Annotated in this window: 21 protein-coding genes; 4 read left to right on the top strand and 17 right to left on the bottom strand. The window is 57.6% G+C overall.

The annotated features are described in order from the left end of the window. Positions 1–92: 92 nt before the first annotated feature. The 4 genes from B5M42_RS08355 to B5M42_RS08340 form a co-directional block, all read right to left on the bottom strand. A complete protein-coding gene (locus tag B5M42_RS08355; protein ID WP_230632809.1) occupies positions 93–335 on the bottom strand; it encodes a hypothetical protein in 243 nt (80 codons plus the stop codon). Positions 336–583: 248 nt separating this feature from the next. After that, positions 584–1153: a manganese catalase family protein gene (locus B5M42_RS08350; RefSeq protein ID WP_134755274.1), complete on the bottom strand. Its 570-nt coding sequence runs from the start codon at positions 1151–1153 to the stop codon at positions 584–586. Between the two features lie 18 nt (positions 1154–1171). Continuing rightward, positions 1172–1441, bottom strand: coding sequence for a spore coat protein CotJB (locus B5M42_RS08345; protein WP_134755272.1), 270 nt, complete (start codon positions 1439–1441; stop codon positions 1172–1174). Further along, positions 1434–1664: a spore coat associated protein CotJA gene (locus B5M42_RS08340; RefSeq protein WP_134755270.1), complete on the bottom strand. Its 231-nt coding sequence runs from the start codon at positions 1662–1664 to the stop codon at positions 1434–1436. Before B5M42_RS08340 ends, B5M42_RS08345 begins: the two co-directional genes overlap by 8 nt. Positions 1665–1853: 189 nt before the next feature. On the opposite strand from B5M42_RS08340, the gene B5M42_RS08335 reads away from it, so the two are divergent. Continuing rightward, positions 1854–2534 (top strand): C40 family peptidase, encoded by a 681-nt coding sequence (locus tag B5M42_RS08335; RefSeq protein ID WP_134755268.1) that lies wholly within the window; start codon positions 1854–1856, stop codon positions 2532–2534. An 80-nt stretch (positions 2535–2614) separates the two neighbouring features. On the opposite strand, the gene B5M42_RS08330 is transcribed toward B5M42_RS08335, so the two are convergent. The 9 genes from B5M42_RS08330 to B5M42_RS08290 all read right to left on the bottom strand — a co-directional run bounded on the left by B5M42_RS08330 (position 2615) and on the right by B5M42_RS08290 (position 13997). Then, positions 2615–3316 carry an HAD family hydrolase gene (locus B5M42_RS08330; RefSeq protein ID WP_167690129.1) on the bottom strand — a complete coding sequence of 234 codons (702 nt, stop codon included), beginning with the start codon at positions 3314–3316 and terminating at the stop codon, positions 2615–2617. Positions 3317–3369: 53 nt separating this feature from the next. After that, entirely contained in the window at positions 3370–4416 is a 1047-nt protein-coding gene (ytvI, locus tag B5M42_RS08325) for a sporulation integral membrane protein YtvI (RefSeq protein WP_134755264.1), read from the bottom strand. A 16-nt stretch (positions 4417–4432) separates the two neighbouring features. Beyond that, the gene (locus B5M42_RS08320; protein ID WP_134755262.1) at positions 4433–5767 is read right to left on the bottom strand and encodes a hemolysin family protein; all 1335 of its coding nucleotides are present in this window, start codon (positions 5765–5767) and stop codon (positions 4433–4435) included. A 45-nt stretch (positions 5768–5812) separates the two neighbouring features. Then, a complete protein-coding gene (yfkAB, locus tag B5M42_RS08315; RefSeq protein ID WP_134755260.1) occupies positions 5813–6940 on the bottom strand; it encodes a radical SAM/CxCxxxxC motif protein YfkAB in 1128 nt (375 codons plus the stop codon). A gap of 236 nt (positions 6941–7176) precedes the next feature. Next, positions 7177–9420: an MMPL family transporter gene (locus tag B5M42_RS08310; protein WP_134755258.1), complete on the bottom strand. Its 2244-nt coding sequence runs from the start codon at positions 9418–9420 to the stop codon at positions 7177–7179. 67 nt (positions 9421–9487) lie between these two features. Continuing rightward, positions 9488–10588 (bottom strand): HD-GYP domain-containing protein, encoded by a 1101-nt coding sequence (locus B5M42_RS08305; RefSeq protein ID WP_329959274.1) that lies wholly within the window; start codon positions 10586–10588, stop codon positions 9488–9490. Between the two features lie 262 nt (positions 10589–10850). Further along, on the bottom strand, positions 10851–11660 hold the full coding sequence (locus B5M42_RS08300) for an undecaprenyl-diphosphate phosphatase (RefSeq protein ID WP_134755254.1): 810 nt from the start codon (positions 11658–11660) through the stop codon (positions 10851–10853). A 325-nt stretch (positions 11661–11985) separates the two neighbouring features. Next, entirely contained in the window at positions 11986–13467 is a 1482-nt protein-coding gene (locus B5M42_RS08295; protein ID WP_230632808.1) for a bifunctional metallophosphatase/5'-nucleotidase, read from the bottom strand. Between the two features lie 68 nt (positions 13468–13535). Next, positions 13536–13997 carry a molybdopterin-binding protein gene (locus tag B5M42_RS08290; RefSeq protein WP_134755252.1) on the bottom strand — a complete coding sequence of 154 codons (462 nt, stop codon included), beginning with the start codon at positions 13995–13997 and terminating at the stop codon, positions 13536–13538. 160 nt (positions 13998–14157) lie between these two features. On the opposite strand from B5M42_RS08290, the gene moaD reads away from it, so the two are divergent. The 3 genes from moaD to B5M42_RS08275 all read left to right on the top strand — a co-directional run bounded on the left by moaD (position 14158) and on the right by B5M42_RS08275 (position 17364). Continuing rightward, a complete protein-coding gene (gene moaD, locus B5M42_RS08285; RefSeq protein WP_134755250.1) occupies positions 14158–14901 on the top strand; it encodes a molybdopterin converting factor subunit 1 in 744 nt (247 codons plus the stop codon). 225 nt (positions 14902–15126) lie between these two features. Beyond that, a complete protein-coding gene (locus B5M42_RS08280) occupies positions 15127–16215 on the top strand; it encodes a ThiF family adenylyltransferase (RefSeq protein WP_134755248.1) in 1089 nt (362 codons plus the stop codon). A gap of 93 nt (positions 16216–16308) precedes the next feature. Continuing rightward, positions 16309–17364, top strand: coding sequence for an HD-GYP domain-containing protein (locus tag B5M42_RS08275; protein WP_134755246.1), 1056 nt, complete (start codon positions 16309–16311; stop codon positions 17362–17364). Between the two features lie 154 nt (positions 17365–17518). Here B5M42_RS08275 and B5M42_RS08270 read toward each other — a convergent pair whose 3' ends face one another. From B5M42_RS08270 to B5M42_RS08255, 4 genes are read right to left on the bottom strand one after another with little or no spacing between them, the layout of a single operon-like run. Continuing rightward, positions 17519–17908, bottom strand: a complete 390-nt coding sequence (locus tag B5M42_RS08270) for a DUF350 domain-containing protein (protein ID WP_134755244.1) — start codon at positions 17906–17908, stop codon at positions 17519–17521. Next, the gene (locus B5M42_RS08265) at positions 17908–18549 is read right to left on the bottom strand and encodes a hypothetical protein (protein WP_230632807.1); all 642 of its coding nucleotides are present in this window, start codon (positions 18547–18549) and stop codon (positions 17908–17910) included. Before B5M42_RS08265 ends, B5M42_RS08270 begins: the two co-directional genes overlap by 1 nt. Then, positions 18546–19751, bottom strand: coding sequence for a glutathionylspermidine synthase family protein (locus tag B5M42_RS08260; RefSeq protein ID WP_134755242.1), 1206 nt, complete (start codon positions 19749–19751; stop codon positions 18546–18548). The genes B5M42_RS08265 and B5M42_RS08260 overlap by 4 nt, the downstream gene beginning before the upstream one ends. Beyond that, a complete protein-coding gene (locus tag B5M42_RS08255) occupies positions 19751–20542 on the bottom strand; it encodes a hypothetical protein (protein WP_134755241.1) in 792 nt (263 codons plus the stop codon). Before B5M42_RS08255 ends, B5M42_RS08260 begins: the two co-directional genes overlap by 1 nt. Between the last annotated feature and the right edge of the window lie 25 nt (positions 20543–20567).

The raw sequence follows: 20567 nt of genomic DNA, 5'->3' as shown, positions 1-20567 counted from the left end.
GATTGGCTCCTTGAGCGTTTTCGCCCATAATCAAACAAAGCCTGTTGCTCGCGGCCACCGCTCACACAAATGAAACCATATTCAGCCCCTGACTAGACAGCTGTCGGGGGCTTTTGCACGTTATGCCGCTGCACCTTGGGAATGACCGCAGCCGCCAGAATCCGCTCAAGCCGAAATACCCGCGGTCCGCGCTGCGTATAACAAAACGCCTTCACATCCTCGTCGCTGACCGCCAGAATGCGAATGCGCCGCTGCGTCAGCTTGCCCTCCCGGTCCATATAAATGATCTCCATTTGTCCGCCCAACCGTTTCAACAAGTCTGCACGCACGCTCATACGCATCCTCCTTCTTCTCTATCGGCAACGCCTGAAGGCATCCGAAATAAAAACTAATGTTCTTATATAATACCAAACACACGTTCCCTTGTAAATGATAATTTACAAATATTTCTATTTATTGCGTTTTTTATTTGTGCTCTTCCTCTATCCCTTCTGCTGTTTCCCGCCCCGTTTAACGCAAAAAAGCCCAAGCTGTTAGCTCCTGGCCAACCGCTTGGACTTATTCGAGCTCAAGCGCCCGCGGATCAAAATACTTTTTTCACTACACGCTCCTCTTTTAAAATTTCCACAGCCTCTCTAAACCGCAACGAATGCACAATCTCCCGCTCCCGCAAAAATTTCAAGCCGTCCTGCAAATCGACGTCATCCGTCATATCGATCAACCATTGATATGTAGCCCGCGCTTTCTCCTCGGCGGCGATATCCTCGTACAAATCGGCAATCGGATCGCCTTTCGCCTGGATATAAGTGGCCGTCCAGGGCACCCCGGCAGCATTTTGATAAAACAGCGCGCTATCGTGCGCAACGTAATGGTCGGCCAGCCCCGCAGCCCGCATTTGCTCGGGCGTTGCATCCTTCGTCAGCTTGTAAACCATCGTCGCAATCATCTCTAAGTGCGCGAATTCCTCTGTGCCGATGTCAGTCAACAGCCCGATTACCTTGTCGGGGATCGTGTAACGCTGATTCAAATAGCGGAGAGCGGCGGCCAACTCGCCGTCCGCCCCCCCGTATTGCTCCAGCAGCAGCTTTGCCATATAAGGGTCGCATTTGCTGACGCGAACGGGATACTGCAATTTTTTTTCATAAACCCACATACCGGTCCTCCCCCCGAATCAAACCTGCCACGGCCAGGGCGTCTCCACCCACTGCCACGGATGCTTGCTATAGCTGTGCCCATAAGGCATCAACGGTCCGAATTCCAGCTCAAACTGCTGCACCATATGCGACCGCTTGTGCGCGAATTGATTGTACTGCTGAATCGCTCCCAAATCATCGGGATGCGTATCCAAATACAACGTCAGCTCCACCAGCACAAAATCGACCGCCTGCAGATCGCGCAGCTGCGTGTAATACGATTCCGGCAAACACGGTTGACTACTCATCTGCGCCTCTCCTTTCCACGGCTGCCTTTGACTCATACGGACCGAAGAGTGCAGGCCATAACGTCCCCAGCTTTAATGCTTCATACGGACTGAACTGCGGCAATCCGGGCGGTTGAAACGTCATATACAGCTGGGGCGGCGTATTATAAAATTTCTCCCGAATCGGCGGACACGGGTCGCACGGCCCGATATAAGGGAACCACACCTTAAATTGCGAATGCATCAGCGTTTCCTCCTTAACTGTGGGGTGCAGGCCCTTCCTTCATCGGGCAAAAGCCTACGTAACTGGTATATGCGCGACATCTTGGCCAAGATGCGTATTTCCAAAATTTATGTATTGTTTCCACATCTTGATTGCGTTTACAATGGAACAAACGAGCCGCACCATGACCATCATCAGGAGGTATTCATCATGTTGAAAAGGAAAATTGCGCTCGCTGTTGCCGCGCTCGCTTTGACGGCAAGCGCCGGCGCTGCCTACGCTCCGCTCACGGCCAACGCCGCTACGACAAGCAGCGCTACGCTGGCGCAAGGAATGAGCAGCAGCTCCGTTTCAAGCCTGCAGGAGAACCTGAAAACCCTCGGCTACTTTACTTATCCGACCATCACCGGTTACTTTGGCTCCATCACCACGCAAGCCGTCATCGATTTTCAAAAAGCTTACGGCCTCGCTGCCGACGGTATCGCAGGCAACCTGACGCAAACCGCGATCTCCCATGCACTAATCAAAAAAGCGATGCTCGACGACGGCATGAATCTGCTGCGCACGCCGTATTTGTGGGGCGGTACAACGCCAAGCGGCTTTGATTGCTCCGGCTTCGTCTATTATCTGTTTACAACGCACGGGGTCAGTATGACCCGCACCACATCGGCCCAATTGGCGACAATGGGCGACTCGATCAGCCGGAATGCCTTGAAGCCGGGCGATCTGGTATTTTTCAGCATCGCGGGCAACGGCGTTGTCGATCACGTCGGCTTGTATATGGGAGGAAATCAATTCCTTTCCGCCACCCGCTCGGCCGGTATTTATCCGCAAAGCATGGACAGCAGCTACTGGGGACCCCTCTACATGGGCGCCAAACGCGTTTATTAAAAGCCAAAAGACCACTGCCCGACAATCAGGCAATGGTCTTTTTCATATGTACGTTCTTGCAAAAATCCGTGCAGCCGCGGCTACACGATGTCCAGCAGCTCCCGCAAAGCAGCGATTTCCGCCAGCGGCGTTACATCGCTCTGCGGACGGGGACGCCCGTATTTGTTCAGCCACACAGCCTGCAGGCCAGCGCGCATCGGCCCGGCCACATCGGCTTCCCACGAGTCGCCGACAAACAGCGCCTCTTCCGGCTTGACCCCAAAGCGGGCCAGCGCCAGCTCGTAAATGCGCCGGTCCGGCTTGCCGTAGCCGACCACATGCGACACCCACACGGCATCCGCCGGGAAAAACGGCTGCAAACCCAGCTTCTCCAGCTTGCCGGCCTGCATATCATGCGGCCCGTTGGTCACGATGCCAAGTTGATAACGCGGCTCCAGGTGCCTGAGCAGCTCCTGCGTTTCGGGCTTGGGCTGCAAGCTGAGCAAATAACGCTCAACAAACCCGGCGTTAAACGCCGCAGCCTCCTCCGGAGTAAAACTGAGCCCGAACCCTGCCGCCGTTTGCAGCAGCCGCTCGTTGCGGTACTGCTCCAGCGTATAGACGTGCCGCTCATAGTGGACAAACAACGCATCGCTGTTCGTTTGAAATGCCTGAAAAAATGCCTGGGCGTCAACCGACTGCAGCGCCGGATGCTCGGCAAACATGCGCGGCAGCACGATGTTCCACGTATCGGTAAAATCAAACAGCGTATCGTCCAGATCGAACAAAATCAATTTAATCAAAGCCCACCACATCTCTTCCCCAAACACGACTTGGCGGCACCTGCCGGACAAAGCTAATCCAGCTTGATGTTCATCTGCAAAAGCCCCGCCTTGCGCATCGCCTGATACATGATCACCACCATCGGACCGAGAAACAAGCCGACCAGACCGACCAGTTCAAAGCCGACGTACAGGCTGATCAACGCCGATAATGCATTAATGCCGACGGCGTCGCTCAACACCTTGGGCTCCACAATTCGCCTCAGAATGGTCAACGCCAGGAACAATACCAGCAACCCGATGCCAAAGCCCATGTGACCGACCAGCAGCTGATAAGCAATCCACGGGATGAACACCAGTCCGGTCCCGACAACCGGCACGAACTCCATAACCATCACGACAAGCGAGATCGCCAGCGGATATTCGGCGCCAAGCAGCAGCAAGCCCATGAACGTGACCAGATACGTGAACACCGCCATAATTAGCTGTGCGCGAATGAATCCGAAGATCGCTGCCCGCAGGTTGCCGAGGACATCGCTCATTTTCATACGCGACTTTTCTTCGAACAATCCCAGAAACGCCGATTTGAGCTGCGGCAAGCTGTACGTAAACAAATAGAGCGCCACCACAAACATAATATACACAATAAACAAATTCGGAATTTTGCCGGCAATGCCCAGAAAGAAACCGGAGATGCCCGTAATCAGATCCTTGAGCGTTTCGGTCAGCGATGCCGTGCCTTGCTCCAGCCAGCTTTGCAGCTGCGAGGCCATATCGGGCGACAGCGATTCGTAAAAGACCTGAGTGCGCGTCACAGCCTGATCGACATAATCATTCACATCGTTCATATACGTTGGCACCTTGCGCCCCAGCTCGATCAGCTCTGTCACGACATTCAGACCGATAAAATAAAACAGCGTCAGCGTCAGCACCGTAAACAGCGTGCTGATCAAGGTTCCGGCAGCCACCCGGTTCATGCGCCCGGCCCGCATCAGCAGCGCAGTCAGCGGATCCAGAAAAATCGCCACGACCAGCGCCAGCAGAAACGGCAAGCCGACCGTAAACAAGGCGTACATCAGCAGTAACCCGAACACCATGACCAATACGGTTTTCATTGACATCAGGCGGACCTCCCGCTTATTCGTTTCCAGGTATAGCAAATCCGACCTTCGTGATATGGATTCTTACGATGCGCAATCGGTCCACCTCGGATATTTCAAAAACATGCTCGCCGTACTCCACCTTTTTGCCTTTGAGCGGCGAACCCTCCAGCTTTTTGAACAACCAGCCGCCAATCGAATCAACCTCATCGTCTTCGATACTCAAATCCAGCAGGTCGTTGACATCCTCCAGCAGTACGCGGCCGTCTACCGACGTATACGTCTCCTTCACTTCAATATCCGGCTGCTCGCCTTCATCGAATTCGTCATGCAGCTCGCCGACGATTTCTTCCATAATATCCTCCAGCGTCAACAGTCCTGCCGTGCCGCCGTATTCGTCGACGACAATCGCCAGCTGGGAATGCTTTTTTTGCATCAGTCGGAGAACGCGGCTGATTTCCATCGATTCCGGCACGTTGAGGATCGGGCGGATGAAGGTTTGCAGCTCCTGCTCCTCGTCGGGATCGGCCGTCAATAAATCAACGATGTGGACAAAACCGACGATTTGGTCCTTGTCGCCTTGCGCTACCGGATAACGCGTATGCTTGCTTTCATGCACAAATTGCAAATTTTCCGCGAAGCCCAGATCCAGAAACAAGCAGTCCATATCCATGCGCGGCAGCATCACTTCACGGGCAATCCGGTCGGAGAACTCGAAAATATTATCGAACAATACCATTTCGTCTTGATCGATATGACCGCTTTTGACGCTTTCGTCCATCAGGATACGAATTTCTTCTTCGGTATGCGCCGCTTCGTGCTCGCTGGCCGGTTCAACGCCGACCCAGCGCAAAAACTTGTTGGCAGCCCCGTTCAACACCCAAATCAGCGGGCGGAACAGCTTGTAAAAATACAATAGCGGCGCCGAAAGCCAGAGCGAGGTCGCTTCGGCCTTCTGAATCGCCAGCGATTTGGGCGCAAGCTCCCCCAGCACAATATGCAGGAACGTAATCACGGCAAATGAAACGATAAAAGACAGCGTGTGCGTCAGCACAGAGTACTCCAGATGCATGGCGTGCATCAAAGGTTCAATGATCAGCTTGGACACTGCCGGCTCTCCGACCCAGCCAAGACCCAGCGACGCCAGCGTAATCCCGAGCTGCGTAGCAGATAAATACGTATCGAGCTTCTGCGTGACCGCAAGCGCAAATTTCGCTTTGCCGCTGCCTTCGTTCACCAATTGCTGCAATCGCGTCGCCCGCACCTTGACGAGCGCAAATTCGGCGGCGACGAACAAACCGTTCAGCACGACAAGCGCAAGCACGGCCAGCAGATTCCAAATGATAAGACCAGGCTGAAATGACGTTTCCAACGGCAGACAAGCTCCTTTGCATCATAAAATGGTCAGACGCTCTGACTAGACGAGCGCTTGACGGGTTTTGAAATCAACAGCGGGATAATAAGAATCGGCCACAAGCAGGTTCGGCCCGCAGCAGCCTGCCGCGCTGCAATAGCAATTGACGCGCAGGTTCAGCGGATGGCTCTCCCAACGTGCAAATATCGTGTCAAAGCCGTCCTCCAGCACGCTGCCGAGCGGCGGTTCGTCGGCAAAATCGGTGACGTAGACGTCGCCAGTAAACAAATTGACATTCAGACGGTTGCGGCCGTCCGGATCGTTGCGCACCGTCACGTTCGGCTCGCGGCGCATGCGCAGCACCAGCTCGCGATCGGCGTCCGCTTCGGCGCAGGCAAAAAACGGCAGCGTTCCGAACAGCATCCAGACCTCGGGATCGCGGGCGTCGAGCAGCCCGTGAACCGCTGCGCGCAACTGCTCCAGCGTTAACAGCGGCAGATGGCGGGCAAACGAGCTTGGGTACATCGGATGTACCTCATGGCGCTTGCAGCCCATTTCTACAATTAGCTTATGTATGCCCGGCAGCATTTCATGCGTTCGCGTATTGATCATCGATTCGGCGGATACGAACAGGCCGCCCTTGCTGAGCGCTATCGTGTTTTCGACCATTCGCTCGTACATGCGCGAAGCGGTCTCCAGACCGACCGGATGACCGGCATTGACGAAGCCAACGCGATGAAAATCGGCGGCGTCCAAATAATTGAACGAAATGTGCATGACGTCGAGATAGGGAGCCATCAACTCGTACCGCGCCAAATCCATCGTTAAGTTCGAGTTGATTTGCGAACGGATGCCGCGCTCGCGGGCGTATTTAAGCAGCGGCACGATGTAATCGCGCACCGTTTGGAGGTTATACGACGGTTCGCCTCCGGTAATGCTGATCGTCTCCAGATGCCGGGCCTCGTCCAGCCTGCGCAGCACCTGATCCAGCGGCAGCTTGGGCCCCTCCGACATCGTCAGCGAATCGCCGACCGCGCAATGCTCGCAGCGCATGTTGCACAAATTCGTAATCGTCAGCTCCACGCTTGTCAGCGTATGTCGCCCGTATGTTCGCATGGAGCGCAGCGGGTCCCACGGATCGAAGGACGGCGAAAGCTCCGGCATGGGGGATCGAATTAAATCTACATTCATGTTGATGTTCACACCTGACCTATGGTTTCCTATAAGTACCTCAAGTTATGCCTTTTATTGTACCTGATGCGGGGTAAAAAGGAAACCGAGTCGGCCGTGAAGCGCGCGTCAGGAGCTTTTCCAACTACTTACCCGCTTTCGCCCGCAAGCAAACAGGTTTTCAACACGTTTGTACCGCGTTTTTCGCGCGCTGACTGCGGATTCATCATTTCCCTGCGGCCGGCTTTGGAACGGGCCTACCCGCGTCGCTCGCCTTCACTAACGTCTCCCTTGAAGTCAGCAGGGCGAATACGCAAAAACCGCGGCGCCCACCAGTTGGCCCGCCCGAGCAGCTTCATCAGCGCAGGCACGAGCATGACGCGGACAATGGTCGCGTCGATCAACACGGCCAGCCCCAGCCCCAGGCCAAGCGCCTTCATAATCTCGATATCGGTAAAAAGAAACGAACCGACGACCACAACGAGAATAAACGCCGCGCTCGTAATCAGACTGCCGGTTTTCATCAGCCCTTGCGCCGTGCTGCGCTCATTGTCGCCGCTAGTCTCGTATTCCTCCATGATCCGCGAAATCAGAAACACCTCGTAGTCCATCGAAATCCCGAATACGACGCAAAAAATAATGACCGGCAGCGTCGCGCTCACATAGCCGATCGACGTAATGTGCAAGGCGTCGGCCAAATAGCCGTATTGGAACACGAGCACCACGATGCCAAGGCTGGCGCCAAGGCTCAGCACGTTCATCAGCACCGCCTTGAGCGGCAGCAGCACCGAGCGGAACGCAAACAGCAAGACCACATAGGTGATGCCCATCACGAAGGCAAGCACCTCGGGGATGCGGCCGGAAATCCGGTCGATAATATCGAGCCGGTAAGCCGGACCGCCCGTCACCGCCGCCTCCAGCCCGGCGGCGTCCAGCCCGCGCAGCGCGCGCACGAGCCCGTCAGTGGCCGGGTCGTCCGGGTCGCGCTGCGGCACGACCACGAGCAGCGCGGTACGTCCCTTGGCCAAGCCGCGGGACGACAGCTGCTCGCGAATCTCCGGCTGGCGCAGCGCCGCCGCCAGCTCGGCCTCCGAACGCGGCCCCAGCGCGTTCAGATAGCTTTGCACCTCCAGCACCCCGGAGGTGCCGGCCACCCGTTCGGCGTAAGCGCGCACCAGCCGAACGGAGCTGTCCGTCCACACCTCGTCGGCGGTGTGGAGGCGAATCTGGATCGGATTCATGCGGCGCGAGTCATACGTCAGCTTCATGAGATCCGATCCGTAGCGCGAGGCGTAGCCCGGCGGCAGCACCTCGGCGTTCGGGACGCTGAGCTTCATCGCGCCAAGCGGCGTCATCAGGGCGATGAGCGCGACGCCGACCAGCAGCGCCAGCACCAGCGGCCGGCGCATGACGCCGTAAGCGATCCGCGCCCACAGCGCCGAGGAGCCCTCGCGCCGCAGCCGGCGCGGCACAACGCGCAGCGCGTTAACCCGCTCGCCGAGCAGCGCAAGCAGCGCGGGCAGCAGCGTGTTGGCGGCAAGCACGGAAATCGACACGACGATAACGCCGCCGAGACAAAGCGAGCGGAAGAACGTCAGATCGACGAACATCATGCCGAGCAGCCCGATCAGCACGGCAATGCCGGAGAAGAAAATCGACTTGCCCGCCGTCTGGCACGTCATCGCCACCGCTTCGGCCCGCCCCGGCTGCCGCTTCAACTCCTCGCGGAAGCGGCTGACCAAGAACAGCGCGTAATCGATCCCGACGGCCAGCCCCAGCATCGTCACCATATTGGGCAGGAAATTGGACAACGAGACGTCTCGGGCGATAAAATACGTCAGCCCAAGCGTCAGCGTCACGCTCGTTACGCCGACAACCAGCGGCAGCAGCGCGCCGACCAGTGTCCCGAACACAAGCAGCAGCACGACGAGCGCAATCGGCAAGCCGATCATTTCCGACTTGGCGATGTCGTGCTTGCTCGCCGTCTGCATGTCGGACAAAATCGCCGGTCCCCCCGTTACATAGACGCTCATGCCCGCCGGCGGCGCAATCAGCCGCTTCACCTCCGGCACCTTATCGAGCGCCTCATCCGTCTCAAGGTCCAGCGCTACCGTGACCGTCTGTACGTCAACCTGGCCGGCCAGCCGCGGCAGCGGCGAAAATTCAGCGCTGCGCACATACGGAAGCTCCTTGACGGCGCGCAGCGTATCCATGATCGACGTTTTGGCGGCGTCCTGCGTCAGATCGGCCCCTTTTTGCTCATAAACCAGATTCAGCAGCGTCGTCGTCAGACCCAGCTCCTCGTGCAGCTCGATCAGTCCGCGATCGGATTCGCTGTCCTTGGGCGTGAAGCCGTTGTCTTTAAGCAGCCCTGGCGTCAGCCGGGCCAGCGGCGCAAAGCCGATCAGCAGCGCAAGGCCCAACGCCACCACGAGCCAGCGATACTTGTGCATGGCGTAGCCCCAGCGCCAGAACCACCCTTTTTCCAAACTCTCCCTCATGAACATCCCTCCTGATCGAAAAAAAGAACCCGGTTTCCCGAGTTCTCCCTGTTGTCGTTATTGTGTCTCAACCCCAAGCCTCTATTCCCGGATCGCCGGGATATTGCTCATTGACCAGACGGTCGCCGATTTCCGTAATCAGCACCGACAGCCGGACCGACAAGTCGATTTCATGCCCTTCCTTGAGCTGGCGGCCCGCTGCGTCCTGCAGCACGCGCACAATCGGACGATGCGGCACGGCCGAATTCAATCTGGCGACAATGCCCCGCTCGCCGGTGTTGAGCCGCACGGGAATCCCCAGCGGATAGATGGCGATTTTATCGCGGAACAAGGCGATTTTCTCTTGATCGTACAACGTCCCCGAGCCGGTGAACAGCTGCTCCATCGCTTGGTGCGGCAGCATCGGCCCGCGGTATACCCGCGTTGTGGTCATCGCGTCATAGGAATCGACGACGGCAATCCACCGGGCGAACTCATGAATGTCATCCCCTTTCAATCCTCGCGGATAACCGCTGCCGTTCAGCCGTTCGTGATGCTGATAAGCGATATGCGCGGAAATCAGCGGTATGTTCGGCGAATCCTTCAATATGTGAAACCCGTGCGTCGTGTGGGCTTTCATTTCTTCGTATTCCTCAGTTGTCAGCTGGGACGGCTTGCGCAGGATACTGATCGGAATCCGCGTCTTGCCGATATCGTGCAGCAATGCCCCGAGTCCGAGCGTCATCAGCTCGTCACGGCTCATGCCGTGGCTGATGCCCAGCATCGTGCCGTAGATGCACACGTTGAGCGAATGCTGGAACAAATAGCTGTCGGCGATATTCATATTCGTCAGCATCAGCATCGCTTGCGGATGACTGCTGATGTCGTCGATAATCGCATTCATCAGCTCGCGGAACGTCCGGCCCAAATCGTAATAGCTGACCGCTCCCCGCTTGCTCGTATCCTCCATCAGCTTGCGGAACGTCGTGCGGATCTCCTGAATGCCCTTCGTTCGCGTTTCTTCCTGAATCGGTTCGTCAATAACCACGTCTTCGGTGCGCGGGTCACTGATATATAAGTAGTCGATGCCGTATTCATACAGCCGCTCAAGCAATCTTTGCGTCAGCTCCACATGAACAGCTAACAGCACCATACCTTCTTCGTTGTATACATTTTTTGCAAGTCTCATCCCAGGACGGCACATGCTGATCGGCATTAAGCGCATTATTTTACCCCCGCATAAAGCGTGCTTTTTTTCGGCTCACTTGTTATTAAATGTAATAGATTTAACAAAAAAGAGCAATAGAAAACCGCATCCAGCAAAGGATGCGGCGGATGGGGCGCAAACGGCCAAAAGCGCGAAGGCGCGGCAGCCCGGGGCGCCGGAGGAGTCCGCCAGCGGCCCGGACGGGAGATCCGGCTGCAGCGGCGAAGCGCCGGCCGGTCCCTTTTTACAGGAACATGTACAGCGCAAAAGCGGCTGCAAGAATAAAACGGTAATAGGCGAAATAAGTCAGCTTCATTTTTTGCACCAGCTTGATGAACGACACCACCGCCAGCAGCGCCACCACAAACGAAACGCCAAAGCCGACGGCAAAAAAGCCCAGATCGTCCATCGACAGCAGGTCGTAGCTTTTGTACAGCGACAGCCCCGAGGCGGCAAACATGATCGGAATCGCCATGATGAAGGTAAAATCCGCCGACGCCGCGCGGCTTACGCCATTGAGCATTCCCCCGGCAATCGTCGAGCCGGAACGTGAGAACCCGGGCCACAGTGAGACGATTTGCCATAATCCGATGAACAGCGCCTGACGGTACGTAATGTGATCCAGCGTCTCGGCCTGCGGCTTCTCCTTTTGCCGTTCGCCGACAATCAGCAAAATGCCCCCGAGCACGAGCCCGACCAGCACCGTCTGCGCCGAAAATAAATGAGCTTCAATCCAGTCGTTCAAAAACAAACCGAGCAAGCTCGCCGGCAAAATGCCGATCAGAATGTGCAGCAGATTAAGCTTAGGCCCCTTCGCGCTTCTGGCGCTCCGCGTCAACCCGAACAGGCCGAGCAGCCGCCTCCAATAAATGAGCACAACGGCCAGAATCGCCCCAAGCTGAATCACGACGGTGAACGCCTTCATCAGCGGATCGGATTCCGATACCTCCAGCAGCTTTTCCGCTAAAATCATATGTCCGGTGGACGAAACCGGCAAAAACTCCGTCAACCCTTCCACAATGCCGATAATGACGGCGACCCAATAATCGTACATGGCTTCCCCCTATGCCAAAAATAACGGATCGCTGCCGATCCAACTATACATTGTACTCGCCTGCCCTTGCGCTGACAAGCTTTGCGCAGGCGGCGCTGTGGCGGCGGCTGGTGCCGCGCATGACGGCAGCAAATGCGATCGCGGCAACCACGGCGGCTAACGTTCTGCTGGCCATATTTTACCCCGCATTCGTTGCAACGGCTGCCCTACGCTGGGGCAGGATGCCGCCGATGCATCTCTGGGCTCCTTGCCTTCACGCACTTCCGCCATGCCGCGATGCGTCCCTCGGCTCCTCATCCGGCCGCATTTCCGCAACGCAACACCGCTACGCCTCGATGCCCAGCTCGCCGCCTTGCTCCCGCCCGCCGCCAAGCCGGTGTACCCGCTCTCCGGCGCAGGCGCGCAGGGCGTCCTCGTCGCGCAGCTCCACCGCCAGCACGTCGCGGATAAATTCCGGCAGCAAATATTCGACCCGGCTGGACCGGCTGAGCGAATAGTAGCCGACGCCAAACGTGAACATGTCGATCGAGCCGACGGTATATTCACGGTCCGGATCGAGCGGAGCGCCGCCAATCGAAGCCGCAACGACCTTGCCGTAAGCGGGACGCCGGTCGTCGACCCAGACGTCGATCCCGTCAAGACAGAGGACGCCGAGCACCTCGCCGCGGAAGCCGAAGCCGCGGATCGGCCGCTGCATGAACTCGGCCAGCAGCGACTCCTCCAGCGCCTGCAGCAGCTCCTTGCCGCTCAGGCGCAAGCGGCACGGATTAATCGGGCCCGGGCAAATTTCCAGCAGCCGCCCGCGGGTTACCCTGCCCTCCTTCAAGCCCTGAAGGAGCTGGCCTGCGTTGACGACGCCCACGTCAGCGCCGGTCCAGCGGCGAATGCCCGCGGCAAGCAGGTTGCCCAGCGGGGATTCGCCGTACCAGTCGAGGTGCAGCGGCTGCTTGAGCCGCGCCACCTCGGTATCCAGCGCGAGGCGGCTCGCCTCGCGGAAGCCGTCCAGCAGCGCCGCGACGCTGCTGTCAACCGGCGCGGCGTCGCCGAGCTCGGCCAGACGGCCGCTCAGCTGCCGGATCTCGCCCGACTCCATGTCGTAGGCGAGATCCAGCCGGCCGGCGTACTGGCCGAATTTGCCCGCCGCGCCCAGCCACGTGCGGCCGATGCGTAGCGGCTCCTCCAGCACGTGGTGCGTATGGCCGCCGAGAATAACGTCGATGCCGGCAACCTCCGCAGCCATACGCTGATCGAGCGGCAGTCCCAGATGGGACATGACGATCAGCACATCCACCTGCGGACGTAAAGCAGCGACGTGGGCGGCCACAGCCGCGAGCGGCTCGCCGACCTGCCAGCCGAGCAGCTCGTAGAAATCGCTAAACGCCGCTGTCACTCCGATCAGCCCGATCGCCAGGCCCGCCCGGTGCACGATACGCGTCGGCGTCATCCAGTCGGGAACGGCTCCGGTCGCCGTTTCGACGATATTGCTGCCGATCACGGGAAATTCCGCGTGCTTGCTGAACGCTTCGCGCATTTGCTCCGGCGTGAACGTCAGTCCCTCATTGTTGCCCAGCACCATCGCGTCGTAGCCCGTCGCGTTCATCAGCTCAATGTTGGCGACGCCGCCCGTGCCCTCCGTCTCCGGCCGCGCCCGGTCCATGTGATCGCCGATATCGAGCGTCAGCACCGCGTCCGGCGGAGCCGCTTCCCGAACGCTGCGGAAATATGCGCTGATCTTGGGCATCTGCTCAAAATGGCTGTGAATGTCATTTGTATATAAAATGATCAGGTTGCGCTGCTCCTTGGACAAAACGCCCACCTCCAGGCCCCAGGCATGTCTGGTCTTATCTATGCTATGCTATGCCGTCTTTGCGGCAATTATTGCTTAGGCTTCCAAAGCGCATCCGCCGGAATGCTGTTCACAAAGCCGTACGTGGCTTGCTCGCCCAGCGAAGCATCGCGCAAAAAGCGAAGCCCGATGATACTCTTTACATTCAGGCAGGCGCTGCTGCCGTCCGGTACATAAAGCCGGATCGGAAATCCTTTGTCCAGCGGAGCCCCGTCGACGGCATATTGCATCACTGCGCGATCGGCCTGCGCCCACGGCAGCACCGCCCGAAACTCATCGGCTGCGTCAGCCTGCACATGCGTCGGCTCGTTTTCCGGCACAACGCCGTGGCGGCTGACCCAAGCCGCGTACCAGGCTTTCAGATCAAACGCTTCGCCTTGGACTCCCGGCACCCGCTCCTCAAGCCGCAAGCGCTCCGGCGCCAAAGCCGCCATCTCTTCCACCGTCATTGCCTCCTTCGCCACCAGCTTGTCCGATACGGTTACCTTCATTCGTCTGGCCGCTCTCCCTTCCCGCCTCTACTGCCGGCAGCCCTCAACGACAGAAGCCGTCAGGGCCGGCAAGGCCTGTCCTCATTATACCATCTTCCTCCCAAAATATGATATGCTGAAAGGAATCGACCTACACGTACAGAAAAGAGGAACAACGCGCATGAACATCACCATTCGCCTATTTGCCGGACTTGCCGAGCTGCTGGGCGGCCCGGTGCTCCAAGTAGAGCTGCCCCAGTCCTCCATCACCGCAGACGAGCTCAAAGGGCATCTGGCCGAGCGGTATCCCGAAGCCGCCGGACGGATCGAAATGTGCTTTTTCGCCAAAAATCAAACGTATGCCGCAGGCGACGAGCCGCTGGGCGAACAGGATGAAATCGCCTTGATCCCGCCGGTATCGGGCGGTCAGGAGGCCGCTACGCCACAGGCGCCGCCGGCGGCGCCGCTGTACGTCATCTCATACGAGCCCATCGACGTCGGCGAGGTAGCGGCCAAGGTCGGCGATCCGAATCACGGCGCAGCGCTGGCATTCGTCGGCACTACGCGCGAGCTGACCGCCGGCCAGCGCACCGTGCTGCTGGAATACGAGGCGTATGTGCCGATGGCGCTCAGCATGCTGGCGCAGATCGGCGCGGAAATCGACGCGCGTTGGCCCGGCACGCGGACAGCGATCACGCATCGGCTCGGCGAGGTCGGCATCGGAGAAACGAGCGTCGTGATCGCTGTATCCGCGCCGCATCGCGCCTCCTGCTATGAAGCTAGCCGCTACGCCATTGAACGTCTCAAGCAAATCGTGCCAATCTGGAAAAAAGAACGCTGGGCCGACGGCTCCGAGTGGAAGGGCAGCCAGACCGGACCGTGGAATCCGCTCGCTGTCCCTGCCGACGGCCCGCAAGCGAACTAACGCCGTCCGAATGCGTCGCCGCTTGTCCGGCAATCCCGAAGGCTTGCATATTTTTGGCACCTCGCGATTCCCGAGCCGGGGTGCCCGATTACCGGACCTCGATCCGCCGAACGAGGCAGCGTCAACCGCTGTACCGTTCGGCCAACCGGCTTTTTCCTTCTTTTACTATAAACAGCTCAAACCGCGGCTTCGTTCCGCGCAAATGTCATTGAGGTGATCTACACAATGTTGAATTTTACCGAAAACAACGACGGAACCGCTGCCGTATCGTCTACGGGCAGCTCAAACGACGCCCGATATTCCCGGCAGACGTTATTCGCGCCCATCGGAGCCGAAGGCCAGCGCAAGCTCGGCGAAGCTCGCGTCGCCATCGTCGGCATGGGCGCGCTCGGCACGGTGCTCGCCAACCATATGGTGCGCGCCGGCGTCGGCTTTGTGCGCCTGATCGACCGCGATTTCGTCGAAGCTAGCAATCTGCAGCGGCAGATGCTCTATGACGAAGACGACGCGGCCGGGGCAACGCCCAAGGCGATGGCGGCAGCGGCGCGGCTTGCGCGCATCAATTCGCTCGTCGTCATCGAGCCGCATATCGCCGACTTGAACCCGCTTAACGCCGAGACGCTGCTCGGCGGCGTCGATCTGATTCTCGACGGCAGCGACAACTTTGCCGTCCGCTTTCTGATCAACGACTTCAGCGTCAAATCGGGCACGCCGTGGATCTACGGCGGCGCGGTCGCTTCGCGCGGCGTGGCGCTGACGATCCGTCCCGGCGTCACGCCGTGCCTGCGCTGCCTGTTTCCGCATGCCCCGGCTGCGGGCACGACGGAAACCTGCGATACCGCCGGCGTCATCGGCGGCATCATCCACGTTGTCGCCTCGTACCAGGCGACAGAAGCGCTGAAGCTGCTTGTCGGCGCCGACAGCAGCTTGAACACGGCGATGCAGCAGTGGGACTTGTGGTTCAATCACCACTCGTCTGTCCAAGTCGCCTCCGCCCGCAAACCCGACTGCCCGGCCTGCGGAGCCGGGCAATTCGACTACCTCGCCGCCGAATTCGCCGGCGACACGCTCCAATCGCTGTGCGGACGCGATTCCGTACAGATCGTACCGTCCGTTCCCTCTTCCTTGACGCTGGAGCAATGGGAGGAGCGGCTGCGCCCGCTTGGTTCCGTGGAGCGCAACCGTTTCCTGCTGCGCTTTGCCCCAAGCCCGGACATCACGCTGGTGCTTTTTTCCGACGGACGCGCGCTTGTGCAAGGAACCAGCGATCTGACAGCTGCCAAAAGCCTCTACAGCCGCTACATCGGCATGTAGAAAAAGGTCGATTTCTTATATTGCCAAGGTCTAGCAATAGCTGATACTATGAACGTAAGACACATTGAAATTCAGGCTCGGAAAGGAAATCCTATGCGTGTACATGTGCTGCAGCTTATCGTAGGAGATCGGTTAACCAGCGATGCTTATAACTCCATAGGTCTGCACCTGCTGTCGAACGGGGCCGTTCTGGATGCCGGCGATATTACGATGTTGAATCGGCACAATGTCGATTACGTCGATATCGCGCCGCGGGGCGAAACCGACGAAGCGGCGGCAGACGGCAATGAAAACGCTAGCACGACGGCTACGCCTGAACAGGCCCTCGCGTTTTTTGACGCCATTGAGGGCATCAAGGATTTGTTTCAGCACGCCGGTGAAGGCGCGAACATCGACGAAGACGAGGTCGAAGCCGCCTTTAGCCCGCTCATTGAAAGCTTTCAGCACGAAAAGGATGTTGTATCTTTGTTGTTATCCCTGAACAGCAAGGACGACTATACTTATCAGCACAGCGTTCAGGTCGGCATGCTGGCCTATTATATCGCCAAATGGATGCACAAGGACGACCAGGAAGCCCTGTTCGTCGGCAAAGCCGGTTATTTGCACGATATCGGCAAAAGCCGCATTCCCAGCAGCATTCTGCAAAAACCGGGCAAATTGACCCCCGAAGAATACAACGAAATCAAAAAGCATACGATTTACGGCTACGAAATCATCATCAATTCGCTGCATGACAAAGAGCTGGCCTACGCTGCGCTCCAGCATCACGAACGGATGGACGGCAACGGCTACCCGCTGCGCAAAAAATCGCACGAGATCCACTGGATCGCCAAAATCGTTGCTGTCGCTGACGTCTACAGCGCGATGATTTGCAATCGCGTTTACCAGCAAAAGCGAGACCTGCTTTTTGTGTTGAAGGAGCTGCACCGTATGAGCTTCGGGGAGCTGGACCCCGCCGTTACGCAGGTGTTCATCAAGCACATGATTCCGAATTTCATCGGCAAAAAAGCCTGTCTGAGCGACGGACGCATCGGCACCATCGTCATGACCAATCCCAGCGATTTTTTCCGCCCGCTGATCCAAGTCGACGACCAATTCATCGATCTGTCGCATATGTCCAATCTGGAGATTGCTACAATTGCGATGTAAAATCGGCAGCGGAATCGTCCGTGACGGCGCATCCAACGCAGCTCGCCCAAGATCGCAGCTTGACGGAACCCGGTTTCGCAGCGCGGTCGCTTGCCTAAGCTTCGGCCTCTTTCTTATTCTCATATCGGTCTTCAAACAAAAAAGCCTGATCGTCTTAGACGATCAGGCTTCCTACTGCCAGCGCAATGCCGACGTACACGCAAGCAAGCAGCGTGCCGACAGCCACATTTCCTTGTTTCAGCTGATCGGACAGCTTGACGCCAGGCGTCACCCAGTCAAACACCCAATACGTCGCGATCAAGCATACGTACTCGACTGCAAACCACAGGCTCATATGCCAAATCGACGAATTCGTGTAAGCTGCAATCGCCAGCACAATCGCCGTCGATAGAAACTTTCCTCCGAGCGTAATCCCCACAGCCAAATTGCCCTTATTGATTTCTTCCATATCGCGAAACGGCGTCATCAGAGTAAACACGAACAAGCCCAGTCCCTGCAGCACCACCATCGCCAGCAAGCTGACAAGAATATTTAAAGCATCCATCACTGCACCCACCCCCGGAATTTAGCCATCGAAATATCATAATCGGCATAATCGTGTACTTCCTCCAGCACGACCGATACCTGATCCTTGTTTTTGAAAGCCGCATAGCGGGTTTCCGGTATCGGCTGCTTGACCGTTTGCCCCGTCGGCATTTCGATCACCGCAAAATATCGCGATTTGCCCTCATAGTCCGTTTTGTATTCACCGACCAGCTTCACGTCGGTTTTGATCTCTTTTTTCAGCTCGGCCAAGTCCTTCTCGGCTTCGTCCTTCGTTTTGTACGTTTTGATCGGCTTCCAGGCCGATAACGTCACATCGTTTTGCCCCTGCTCATTCGTCTGCATCGTTGCGCTCATGTAGTTGACCACCCAGACCGGATCACCTGTGGCAAAATTCTGATCATTGGAAATCCGCTCGTTATCCGGCAGCAGCACCATATCTTCGCCGATCAGATCGCCTACCTTCGCTTCCTTGAGCTGGTAATCCCACGGAACGGTGCTGGATTCACCGCCTTGATCGCTGGCTGTAGTCTGCTTCGTGCTGAGCGACGACACTGTGGATTTTACGGCCGATGCGATTATCGCAATCAATACAATCAACAGTATAAAAAAACCGAAAATCAGCAAAACTCGATTTTTCACGATGACTTCACTCCTATAGCTACAAAATGGCTGGTGTTGCCGGTAATTTTCCCGCCCGCTCGCCCCAGCAATCCGCAAGGCTGGCCATTAATGACGAACATACCCGTCAACAAATGAAGCTTGCCCGCAGACAAATGCAGCTCGGGCAAATCGGCCCGCCGCTGGTAAATTCGCTTGAAAAACACGCTCGTATCAAAGCCGTCCCGATCGACCGTCTCCAGTTGACCGTCTGCATCGAACAGCTGCACCGAGCCGCCTTCGCGGCCGAACATCGACTTGGATACGTAAGCGCCATCCAACACCGGCTGGGTATAGGTCGGCAGCATATAAGCGGCAATAGCAACATGCTCGGCAGGAGTGAACAGCTCCGATTCCAGCTCGTGCAACCCCCAAATGATCGCTTGCAGGCCTTTCGATTGCAGGATAACGGCGTGGAGCGGATTAAACAGCTGGAGGAAGCCTTCCTCCAGCGCATACGCCAGCGCTTCGCCCCCGTCGTCGACGCCCATCCATTCCTTGGGATAAAGCGCAAACATCCGGCGAATCTCCCGCTGCTCGCCATCCTTGACCACGCCTTCGTCAATCGACAAATCCAGGCAATCGATGCAGCGAGCCGCCCGGCCGCTATGAGCAACCAGCGCGTCGATCGTTCCTGTATCCTCCAAATGCTCGCCGTAAGCGATGCATGCCGCGTAATCCGGCGCTTCCGCGTCCCAAGCCGCGCGCACGAGCTCCGGCATTGCTTCGTTAGGACAGTCGACTCCATACTGGGCGCACAGCCAAGGCGTAGCAATCGACGCTTCCACATAGCCGGTCGGCGTGTCGGCATTCAGCTCCAGCAGCTTGATGGCCCCTTCCGAAGACACGGAAAAGTCAAAACGCGCATAACGGCTGAGCAGCCCGGGCGGATTCGGCTCAAGCCGGTCCAGACCGTCCCACAGCACTTGGGGAATCGATAACGCCTGGTACAAATCATGCCGGCCGATGACGAAGCGCGCGGCCTTGTCAAAAACCTGCCACAGCAACGCCGCCGCCTGCTTCAATTCGTTGTACACGCTGCGCTGAAGCACGACAAGCTCGTCGAGCCAATACGTCTCCTGCTCCAGATCGGCCCACGTGAATCCAAGCTCGGCGAGCTGCCGCACGCGAGCGGGACGCTCCGCGGCCGAAGCAAGGCCCATCGTCTCAAATACGCCGCCCATCAGCTGCCCGAGCTGGAGCTAAAGCCGCTCGATTTGCCGCCGATGCTGCCGGACTTGGCCGAAGACGACTTGGAGCTGCTCGTCGTTGTTTTCGAGCTGGACACGCTGCTGGAGGACGAGGATGTCTTCGAGCTGCCGGACGTACTGCTACTGCCGCTGCCCGAGCTCGCTGCTTTGGACGAATTTGACGCGCTGCCTGTCGTTGTTTTTGAAGCGCTGCTCGTCGTTGCTTTCGAAGCGCTGCTCGTCGTTGCTTTCGAAGCGCTTGATGTTTTTGATTTTTTCGTCGTAAACGCGCCTGTACCGCTGGACGTTGTTGGCGTTTTGGTCGTGGAGCGGTTGGCGAACGTCGTATTATTGTACGTTTTCGGCACGTAGGTCTGATTCGTTTTATAATAATAAGTGCGGTGATCGGAGACCCAGCGTGTCGAAGAATACGGCGTTACGGAATTCGCAATTAAATGATACAGCAGCAAATCGTCCCAGCCGAAGCTTCCGCCATAGCCGCCGTAATGATTGTTGATCACCACAGTATCGCTTCCGGTATTGGCCGCTGTTCCGGTTCCCGGCTGCGGCGTGGTCGTAGGCGCAGGCGAGGCCATTGCGCTGATATCCGGCAAGCTCCAGTCCACGACCGGATCGAAGTACACCTTGACATCTTCATTCGACCATTCCACAAGTTGGGGCCCGGCATCGGTTGCATCCGCAGCGCCGGCTGCAGGCGCGAGCAGCATATGACCCATCAGCATGACGCCCAGAGACGTCGATAATACTTTCATCGGTTGTTTCAAAGCCTGATTCCCTCCTTCTCTTGCT

This window comes from Paenibacillus athensensis, assembly GCF_004514475.2.
Taxonomy (GTDB): Bacteria; Bacillota; Bacilli; order Paenibacillales; family NBRC-103111; genus Paenibacillus_AL; species Paenibacillus_AL athensensis.
This window is presented reverse-complemented; position numbering and strand designations above follow the sequence as displayed.